At 64.5% G+C, this 8,592-nt stretch carries 9 protein-coding genes; 1 reads left to right on the plus strand and 8 read right to left on the minus strand.

The annotated features are described in order from the left end of the window. The 5 genes from Q0O40_RS14315 to Q0O40_RS14335 all read right to left on the minus strand — a co-directional run. A partial coding sequence (locus tag Q0O40_RS14315; RefSeq protein ID WP_295531299.1) for an SDR family NAD(P)-dependent oxidoreductase occupies positions 1-591 on the minus strand: 591 nt, incomplete at its 3' end. Beyond that, the gene (locus Q0O40_RS14320) at positions 588-1,397 is read right to left on the minus strand and encodes a ThuA domain-containing protein (RefSeq protein WP_295531302.1); all 810 of its coding nucleotides are present in this window, start codon (positions 1,395-1,397) and stop codon (positions 588-590) included. The genes Q0O40_RS14315 and Q0O40_RS14320, both read right to left, overlap by 4 nt. Then, positions 1,397-2,407, minus strand: coding sequence for an NADP-dependent oxidoreductase (locus tag Q0O40_RS14325; RefSeq protein WP_295531304.1), 1,011 nt, complete (start codon positions 2,405-2,407; stop codon positions 1,397-1,399). Before Q0O40_RS14325 ends, Q0O40_RS14320 begins: the two co-directional genes overlap by 1 nt. A 17-nt stretch (positions 2,408-2,424) precedes the next feature. After that, positions 2,425-2,952 (minus strand): VOC family protein, encoded by a 528-nt coding sequence (locus Q0O40_RS14330; RefSeq protein ID WP_295531305.1) that lies wholly within the window; start codon positions 2,950-2,952, stop codon positions 2,425-2,427. Between the two features lie 2 nt (positions 2,953-2,954). Next, on the minus strand, positions 2,955-3,698 hold the full coding sequence (locus tag Q0O40_RS14335; protein ID WP_295531307.1) for a glucose 1-dehydrogenase: 744 nt from the start codon (positions 3,696-3,698) through the stop codon (positions 2,955-2,957). A gap of 295 nt (positions 3,699-3,993) precedes the next feature. Here Q0O40_RS14335 and Q0O40_RS14340 point away from each other — a divergent pair, with 295 nt between their 5' ends. Continuing rightward, a complete protein-coding gene (locus tag Q0O40_RS14340; RefSeq protein WP_295531314.1) occupies positions 3,994-6,327 on the plus strand; it encodes a bifunctional diguanylate cyclase/phosphodiesterase in 2,334 nt (777 codons plus the stop codon). On the opposite strand, the gene purQ is transcribed toward Q0O40_RS14340, so the two are convergent. From purQ to Q0O40_RS14355, 3 genes are all read right to left on the minus strand, one after another. Further along, entirely contained in the window at positions 6,311-6,991 is a 681-nt protein-coding gene (purQ, locus tag Q0O40_RS14345; protein ID WP_295531309.1) for a phosphoribosylformylglycinamidine synthase subunit PurQ, read from the minus strand. The two genes, Q0O40_RS14340 and purQ, sit on opposite strands and share 17 nt — an antisense overlap. A gap of 3 nt (positions 6,992-6,994) precedes the next feature. Continuing rightward, positions 6,995-7,228 (minus strand): phosphoribosylformylglycinamidine synthase subunit PurS, encoded by a 234-nt coding sequence (gene purS / locus Q0O40_RS14350; protein ID WP_295531311.1) that lies wholly within the window; start codon positions 7,226-7,228, stop codon positions 6,995-6,997. A gap of 281 nt (positions 7,229-7,509) precedes the next feature. Next, a partial coding sequence (locus Q0O40_RS14355) for a pitrilysin family protein (protein ID WP_295531312.1) occupies positions 7,510-8,592 on the minus strand: 1,083 nt, incomplete at its 5' end.

The raw sequence follows: 8,592 nt of genomic DNA on the forward strand, positions 1-8,592 counted from the left end.
GGCCTTGTTCTGCCAGTATGCCTTGAATTCGGGCATCGCGGTGAAGGCAGGCGCGGTCATCGGGGTGTCGATCGCGCCCGGTTGCAGGCAATTGGCAGTGACGCCGAAAGGCCCCAGTTCGCAAGCGACCGAGCGGGTCATGCCCAGCACCGCATGCTTTGAGGTGCCATAAGCGACCAGCCCGGCATCGCCGAACCGCGCCATCGTCGAACCGATGGTGATGATCCGGCCGCGCCCCGAGGCTTTCAGATGGGGCACGCAGTCACGGATGAGGCGAAACACCGCCGTGACATTGACCGCGATGACCCGGTCGAAATAATCGTCGTCGTGCCCCTCGAGCGCATGAAAGCCGCTGATCTCGGCGCAGGGCACAAGAATGTCGATCCCGCCGAGCGTTTCGGCGGCGCGCGCGGTGATCTGGGCATTCACGCCCGGTTCGGTCACATCGACCGCCATATCGACCTCGCCCGCCAGATCGACCGTGAACACTTGCGCGCCATCGGCGGCAAGCCGCCTGGCAGTAGCCGCGCCGATGCCCGAACCGGCGCCGGTCACCAGCGCGCGCCGTCCTTCAAGCCGTCGCTCGCTCATGCCGCGTGATCCTTCCCCGCTGCCCAGCGGATCGCATTCGCAACCAGCTGCCGATAGTGCGCGTTCTCATAAGTCGCAGGCCCGTCGCCCGGTTGCAGATAGACCAGCCTGCTGGCGCGCACCTGTTTGGCCCAGCCGACCAGATTTGATCCCGCCGGATGCTCCCAGCCCTCGCGCGCGTACATTTCACCGCGCACTGCCAGCTCGGCCGACCAGAAATGGTCGCGGTCAAACACAGCGTCCGAGCGCAGCAGCGGGGTCACGTCTGCCTCGAACACTTGCGCCAGATAAAGCTCGTCGGTCAGCGTGAAATGTGCGGGCAATCCGGCGGTCACCGGATGATCGCCGACAACCGACACTTCATGCGTCACATCGTGGCAATAGCCGCTGTCAGGAACGACCGCGCCGCGCACCGTGCCGGGATGATAGCAGAACTGCCCGCCCAGCCATTCGTGATACGCGGTCCATGTCGGCCACCCTGCCAGCGCATGATGCAGCGCGACCACGCCGATCCCGGCATCGAGCAGCGCCTCAAAGCCTGAAACCAGCGCAGCGTCCGGCTCCAGATACAGCGGTGCGCCTTCGCTCACCTCAAAATCCAGCCCCGGCATGTCATAAAGCACCAGCGCATCGAACCCGCGCATGCCCTCTGGCGTCATCAGCCGCGCGGCAGCGGGTTGATCGACCATGGTTGCGGAAATGCCCTCCATGCCTTGAAACACGCTATCGAAGGCGGTCCGGTCGAACGGATGCCCGCGCACGGCGACAAGGCAATTGATCGGCGCGTTGTGGTGGATGAGCGGCATCAGCGGGCTACCTTCACGATGGCTTTGCCGATATTCTTGCCCGATAGCATCCGGTCATAACCCACGAGCACGTTCTCGATCCCCACGGTTTCGTCAAACCGCACCTTGAGCTTGCCCGCGTCCATCCATTCGCGCAGCACCGGCATGAATTCGGCGCCGCGATGAAGGAAATCCGGGATGAAAAACCCCTCGATGCGCAGGCGGCGCATCAGCACCTGATCGAACCGGGCCGGGCCGGGCAGCGGCTCGTCGCTGTTATACCCCGCGACCAGGCCGCACACCGCGACACGGCCATAATGCGCCATGTTGGGCAGCACTGCATCGAGCAGCGGGCCGCCGACATTGTCGAAATAGGCATGGACCCCGCCGGGCACTGCGGCTAGCCGCGCAGCAACATCCTCAGCCTTGTAATCAATCGCGATTTCCGCGCCGAGTTCTTCGGTAAGATAGCGGCACTTCTCCGGCCCGCCCGCCATGCCAATCACCCGCACGCCCAGATTGCGCGCCACCTGGCAGACAAGGCTGCCGGTCGCGCCGGCGGCGGCGGAGACGACCAGCCACTCGCCGGGCTTGGCCGCGGCCACTTCCTTCACGCCGACATACGCGGTCCACGCATTCATCCCCAGTTCGCCGAAATGTGCGCGCGGATCGGCTACCGTGTCGTCGAGCACGGTAAGGCCGGAGAGCGCCGGGTCCATCGTCGCAACTTCCGCCCATTGCCCAAAGCCGCGCACCAGCGCGCCCTCGGGAAAGGCGGGATCGCGGCTCTCGCTCACTCGGCCGAGCACAAGTCCGACCATCGCGGTGCCCAGCGGCAGCGGCGGCTGATAGCCATCGGTGCGCGGCCCCATCCACATCCGCGTGCCCGCATCCATGGAGAGCCAATGGGTCGCAACGCGCACCTGGCCCTGCGCCAACGGGGCCAGCGTCTCGCTTTCAAGGCTGAGCGCTCCTGCAAAATCAGTGCCTTGCGGATGGTGGTTCAGCCGCCAGAACTGGTTGCTTGTCATTCCATGTCCTTAATATCTCAAGAGAAAGCGATGGTGGTCAGCACATCGCCGCCGCGATAGCTCTGCGCCGCTTTTGCAACCATGGCATAGAACCCGGTGAGGCTGGGCACCGGGGCATAAAGCTCGATCATATGGCCCAGCGTGGCCGAGGTATCGGCAAAGGCAAACACGAACCCGTCGTTCATCTGCGCATAAAGCGCCGCCGGGTGCCCCGCCTCGGCAAACCGCGCGAGCGCGGCATCGACATCGTCGACGAATAGCGCGGTGTGATGCAGCCCCCAGCGCCCCGATCCTTCGGGATAGAGATCGCGGAAGGCCGAAGGGCCCGGATTGTTCTGCTGGACAAATTCGATCATCACATCGCCCCACTGGCCATAGGCGGACGTGTGATCGAGCGTGCGCTCGGTCTCGCGGTGCCGCGCGCGGGCCAGCGGGATATGTTCGGCCACGAAGTAAGGCCCCGACCCATAAAGCGCATGATGCGCCAGCGCGGCGGCGCGCACATCCTCGCAGAAATAGGCGATCTGGCGGACGGGCAGGTCCATCGCTAGATCGACGCGCCGCCATCGATGCGAAACTCAGCCCCGGTCGCAAAAAGCGATTCGTCGCTGGCGAGATAGACCGCGATGGCGGCGATCTCTTCGGGTTTGCCCAGCCGCCCGATCGGATGCGACGCGACAAAGCTGGCATAGAGCGCATCGGGATCGTCGGACTGGGCCAGCACTTTGTCGATGATCGGGGTGTGGATCGCGCCCGGATGGATCGAATTGCAGCGGATGGGATAGCCTTGGGCAGCAAAATGGAGCGCGCAGGACTTGGTCATCAGGGTGACTGCCGCCTTCGCCGCGTTATAGGCCACCAGCGTGCCGGTGGCGCGGATGCCAGCGAGCGAGGACATGTTGATGATCGAGCCGCCTTTCTCCTTCATCAGCGGCAGCACATGTTTTGTGCCCATGAATACGCCGAGCACGTCGATATCGAGCTCATGGCGAAACTGATCGAGCGTCACGTCCTCGATCGAGCCGAGCGTGGTGATCCCGGCGTTGTTGACCAGCACATCGAGCGGCCCGCAAGTGGCGAAGGCATCGAGCCACGATTGCTCCTTGGTCACGTTGAGCACCACGAACCGGGCCGCTTCGCCCAGTTCGGCAACCATCGCCGCGCCGCCCGCCGCATCGATATCCGCGATCACCACGGCGGCTCCCTCGGCGACGAACGCGCGCGCCATCGCCGCGCCAAGTCCCGAAGCAGCGCCCGAAATGAAGGCAGTTTTCCCCGCAAGCCGCGCCATCAGCGTTGCACCCAATTGTGTGACATGCCTTGTCTCCCGATTTTCTCCGGCCCCATGGCCGTGATGTCCTTGCATGGTCTAACCCAGCTACGCCCGGAGCCGTGCTGGCGAATTCGCTAGGCTTAGCGAAAGATTTGCGCCTCTCAACGTCGCCCAAGGCTGGCCGTAACACCCCGCAAGAATTCGAATATTCCGCTGATCGCTTACCATTGGGCAAGTATTTTCCAGTATCACTTGCGATGTGACCAGAACGCTTCCGATCAGCCCTTCCGCGCTTCCGCGCGAACTCCCTGCGATGGCGATCGTGGGCCTTTCCGATCCAGCGGAGGGCGACTGGGCGCGCCTGCGCGGCATGCAGTATTCCAGCTTGGCCAAGCTGATCGGCGCCCGCATGCTGTCGCATGCGCTGGCCGCGCTGCTGGTTATCCAGGCGCTGGGCGGCGCGATCAACGTGATCATTCTCGCCGGTTGGGCCGCCGTGTTGGTCGGCGCGCTGATTTATGGCGCGCGTTATGATCTAGCGCTGGAGGACGCCGACCGGCGCCGCATATCGCGCAAAGAGGTCTATTCTCAAACCATCAGCATCGCGGTGGCCGCTTTCGTCTGGGCGCTGCCGATGCTCGTGCTGGCCCATTTCGTCAGCAGTGAGCAGCGCTTGCTGCTGTGGAGCATCATGACGATGGTGATGGCGGCAACCGCGTTGGCCTTTGCCGCGGTGCCGCTCGGCACCATGCTGTTCAGCGCGATTCTGGGCGCGGCGGGGTTGATCACCTTTGTCATCCACGGCGAGTTTCTGGCGGCGTCGGTTGCGGTCACGTTCGTGATCATGCTTTTGATCGGCAGCCTGGAGGCGGCGCGCACCTTCCTCACCGGCAAAGTCGCCGAAGCGAGCATGGCGGAAAAGAGCGAGGTCGTCTCGCTGCTGCTACGCGAATTTGAAGAGGGCGAGGCCGATTGGCTGTGGCAGGTGGACAGCACGCGGCGCGTGCGCGCCGCCTCGGCGCGGTTTGCCTTTGCGCTGGGCGAAGATCCCGAAGATGTTGACGGTCGTCCGCTGGTGCAACTGATTGCCGGGGCCTCGTGGGAAACCGGCCACTTCGATTCGTCGCTGCACGATCTGGCCGAAAAGCTGAACCGGCGGGAGAGCTTTGCCAATCTGCTCGTACGCGTCACCTTGCGCGGCGGCCATCGCTGGTGGGAGCTTTCCGCCTCGCCCAAATTTGATGACAACGGGGTTTTTGTGGGCTTTCGCGGGGTCGGTTCGGATGTCACCGAGCAACGCGAAAGCGCCGACAAGATCGCGTACCTTGCGCGCTATGACACGCTGACCCGCCTGCCGAACCGGCTGATGCTGACCGAGACGCTGGGCGAGGCGATGCGCGATGCCGATCGCTGGCGGATGCGCTGCGCCTTCCTGATGATCGATCTCGACCGGTTCAAGGCGGTTAACGATACGCTGGGGCATCTCGTCGGCGACAAGCTGCTGGCGCGGGTGGCGGATCGGCTCCGCTCGCTGATGAGCGAGAACGAACTGTGCGGGCGGCTCGGCGGCGATGAATTTGCCATCGTGATCCGCGATGCGACCGACAGTCAGCGGATCGAGGAGATTGCCAATGCCGTTGTCGCCGCGCTTTCGCAGCCTTACGAGGTCGATCATCACACGCTCTATGTCGGGGCCAGCGTCGGCTCGGCGCTCGGTCCGCGCGATGGGGCCACGGTCGAAACGTTGATGCGCAATGCCGATCTGGCGCTTTACAACGCCAAGGATCAAGGCGGCGGCCAGCATTGCGGCTATGAACCCTCGCTCCACACCCATGCCGAAGAGCGCCGCCAGCTCGAGTTTTCGCTGCGGCAAGCGCTGGAGCGCGGCGAATTCAACGTGGTTTACCAACCGGTGGTCGATGCCACGACCGAAGAGCCGCTCAGTTTCGAGGCGCTGCTGCGCTGGAACTCTGCCGAGCATGGCCCGGTAAGCCCGGCCAAGTTCATTCCGCTGGCTGAAGATACCCGGTTGATCGTGCCGATCGGCGAGTGGGTGCTGCGCACGGCCTGCTGCGAGGCGATGAACTGGCCGGGGAACATCAAGGTCGCGGTCAATGTTTCGGGTGAGCAATTGCTCGATCCGCATTTTGCCGAAACCGTGATCAGCGCGCTGGCCGCCAGCGGGCTACCGCCGCACCGGCTTGAGGTCGAGGTGACCGAAAGCATTTTCGTGCGCGATGGCGCGGTGGCGCAGCAAACCTTGGAGCGGATCATGTCGCTGGGCTGCGGCGTTGCGCTCGATGACTTCGGCACCGGCTATTCTTCGCTGGGATACCTGCGGCGGATGCGCTTTTCGACGATCAAGGTCGACCGCAGCTTTGTTCAGGGCGCGGCGCTCAACAATCCGGAAAGCCTCGCCATTGTGCGCGCGGTTGTCGCCATGGCCGATGCGCTGGAGATGTCGACCACCGCCGAAGGGGTTGAGACCGAAGCGGAACTGGCCATGATCCGCCATCTCGGCTGCAAGAAGATCCAGGGCTATTTCTTTGGCCGCCCGATGGCCGCCGCCGATGCGCTGGCCATGTTCGACAGGCTGGCCCAGCCAAGCATCGAGGCCGTTGCCGTCCCGCTCAAGCGGCGACGTTAAGCCCTGCCAGCACGCTTTCAAACAGCGCGCGGCCATCGCTGCCGCCCTGCGCCGCTTCGATCATGCGCTCAGGATGGGGCATCATGCCCAGCACATTGCCGCCCGCATTCAGCACCCCGGCGATGCCGCGCTGCGAGCCATTGACCGGTTCATCATAGCGAAACGCGACGCGGCCTTCGCCCTCGATCCGGTCCAGCGTTTCCTCGTCGGCAAAGAAATTGCCATCGTGATGCGCCACCGGAATCACGATCCGCTGGCCCGCGCCGTAGCGCGCGGTGAACAGCGACTGGTTGTTTTCCACGCGCAGCGGCACTTCGCGGCAAACGAACCGGATGCCCGCATTGCGCATGAGCGCGCCGGGCAGCAGGCCGGCCTCGGTGAGCACCTGAAAGCCATTGCACACGCCCAGCACCGCAACGCCGCGCGCCGCCTCATCGATCACCGCGCGCATCACCGGCGAACGCGCCGCCATGGCGCCCGAGCGCAAATAGTCGCCATAGGAAAACCCGCCGGGCAGCGCGATGAAATCGAGGCCAGCGGGCAGGGCCGCATCGCCGTGCCACACGCGGTGGACCGTGCCGCCGCAGACCTGCTCGATGGCGACCGCCAGATCGCGGTCGCAGTTCGATCCGGGGAAGGTGATGACCGCCGCGGTGAACGCCATGGCTCAGGCTACCCGTTCGATGCGATAGTTTTCGATGACCATGTTGGCCAAAAGATTGCGGCACATCGCATCGAGCGCTTCATCGGTGACGGTGTGGTCCACCTCAAGTTCGATCAGCCGCCCGGCGCGCACATCGCTGATCCCGGCAAAGCCCATTCCATCGAGCGCATGATGGATGGCGCGGCCTTGCGGATCGAGCACCCCGTTCTTGAGGCTGACATGGATGCGGACTTTCATGGGGCGGGGCCTTTCTTGCAGGCTGGAAGCATTTCCTCGGCCTATGCCCCGATCGCCGGAAAAGGGCAAGTTGACGAAGTTGACACAGTCCTGAGAAATAATTGCAATCGATCAGTGGGTCATTATTGATCGGGTGAGACGATTAATGCCGCTTTTGACCGTGTCGCGCTTGCCATGCTGGGTGGGCCTTATGACGCAACGGGCAAATGTAGGACAGCGCAATCACAAGAACATTGCGCCGCGCCCCGGCGAAGGCTGAGGTGCGGGGTTGGGGATTGGTGTCATTTGTCCGGCGCCTCCGCCCCCTTCGGCAAGACCAGCACCGTTACCGCGTGATCCAGCGCGAGGTAGCGGCGGGCCATCGCCTGCAGCGCGGCGGGGGTGATGGCATCGAGGCGGGATTTGGCCTGCAGGTAGCGGTCGATCCGCTCGGGGTGCGAGGCGGCGCGTTCGGCAAGCGCGAGCCAGCCGCCGTTGGTCTTGAGCGCATTGTCGATCCGCTCGCGCATCGGTTCGCGCGCGCGCTTCAGCACGTCGGGATCGACCGGGCGTTCGGCAAGGCTGCGCACCGTGCCCTCGATCGAAGCGCGGGTCTTGGCGACATCGGCGAGATTGACCGAGGCGTTGATCGTGAAGGTGCCCCAATCCTGCCACACCCGCGAAAGCGCGGATTGCACAGCGGGCGAATAGGACGTGCCCAGCGCCTCGCGCACGGTATCGGTCACGGCGATCCCGGCGACTTCCTGAAGCAGTTCGAGCGTCATCGCGGCGACCGGGTCGCGGTCGTCGGTGGTCGGCCAGACCATGCGCACGATCGCCTGATTGGCCTCGCCCTCATGGCGGATCACGGCGAGGCCGCGCTGCGCGGTGAAGGCGCGCGTGCGGGCGGTTTCATAAGGGCGGAACGCGGCCTCGCGCGACGGCAACGCGCCCAAGGTGCGGCCGACCAGCGCGATGGCGGCATCGGGATCGAGATCGCCGACCAGCGCAAGCTCGATCGCGCCGTGCGCCAGCCGGTCCGATATGTCGCTGCGCAACTTGGCGAAAGTCAGCTTCTGATAATCTTGCGGCGGCTGCAACGCGAAGCGCGGGTCGCCGGGGCTCAAAATGCCGCTGAGCGCGCCGGAAAGCGCGGAGGCCGGCGTGGCATTGAGGCGCGCGAAATAGTTGGTCATGTTCTGGTGAAACAGGCTCTCGGGCTCAGGCCGGTAGCCCGGATCGGTGATCGTGGCGGCGAGCAATTGCAGCTCAAGCTCCAGATCGCGCGGGATCGTGGTAGCGCTCACCGCAAAGGCATCGCCGCCCGCGGCAATCCCGTTTGAGACCGAGCGCCCCGCCAGCAAGGTTTGCAGATCGTCCTGGCT

Source organism: Novosphingobium sp. Chol11 (genome assembly GCF_945870625.1).
Classification (GTDB): Bacteria; Pseudomonadota; Alphaproteobacteria; order Sphingomonadales; family Sphingomonadaceae; genus Novosphingobium.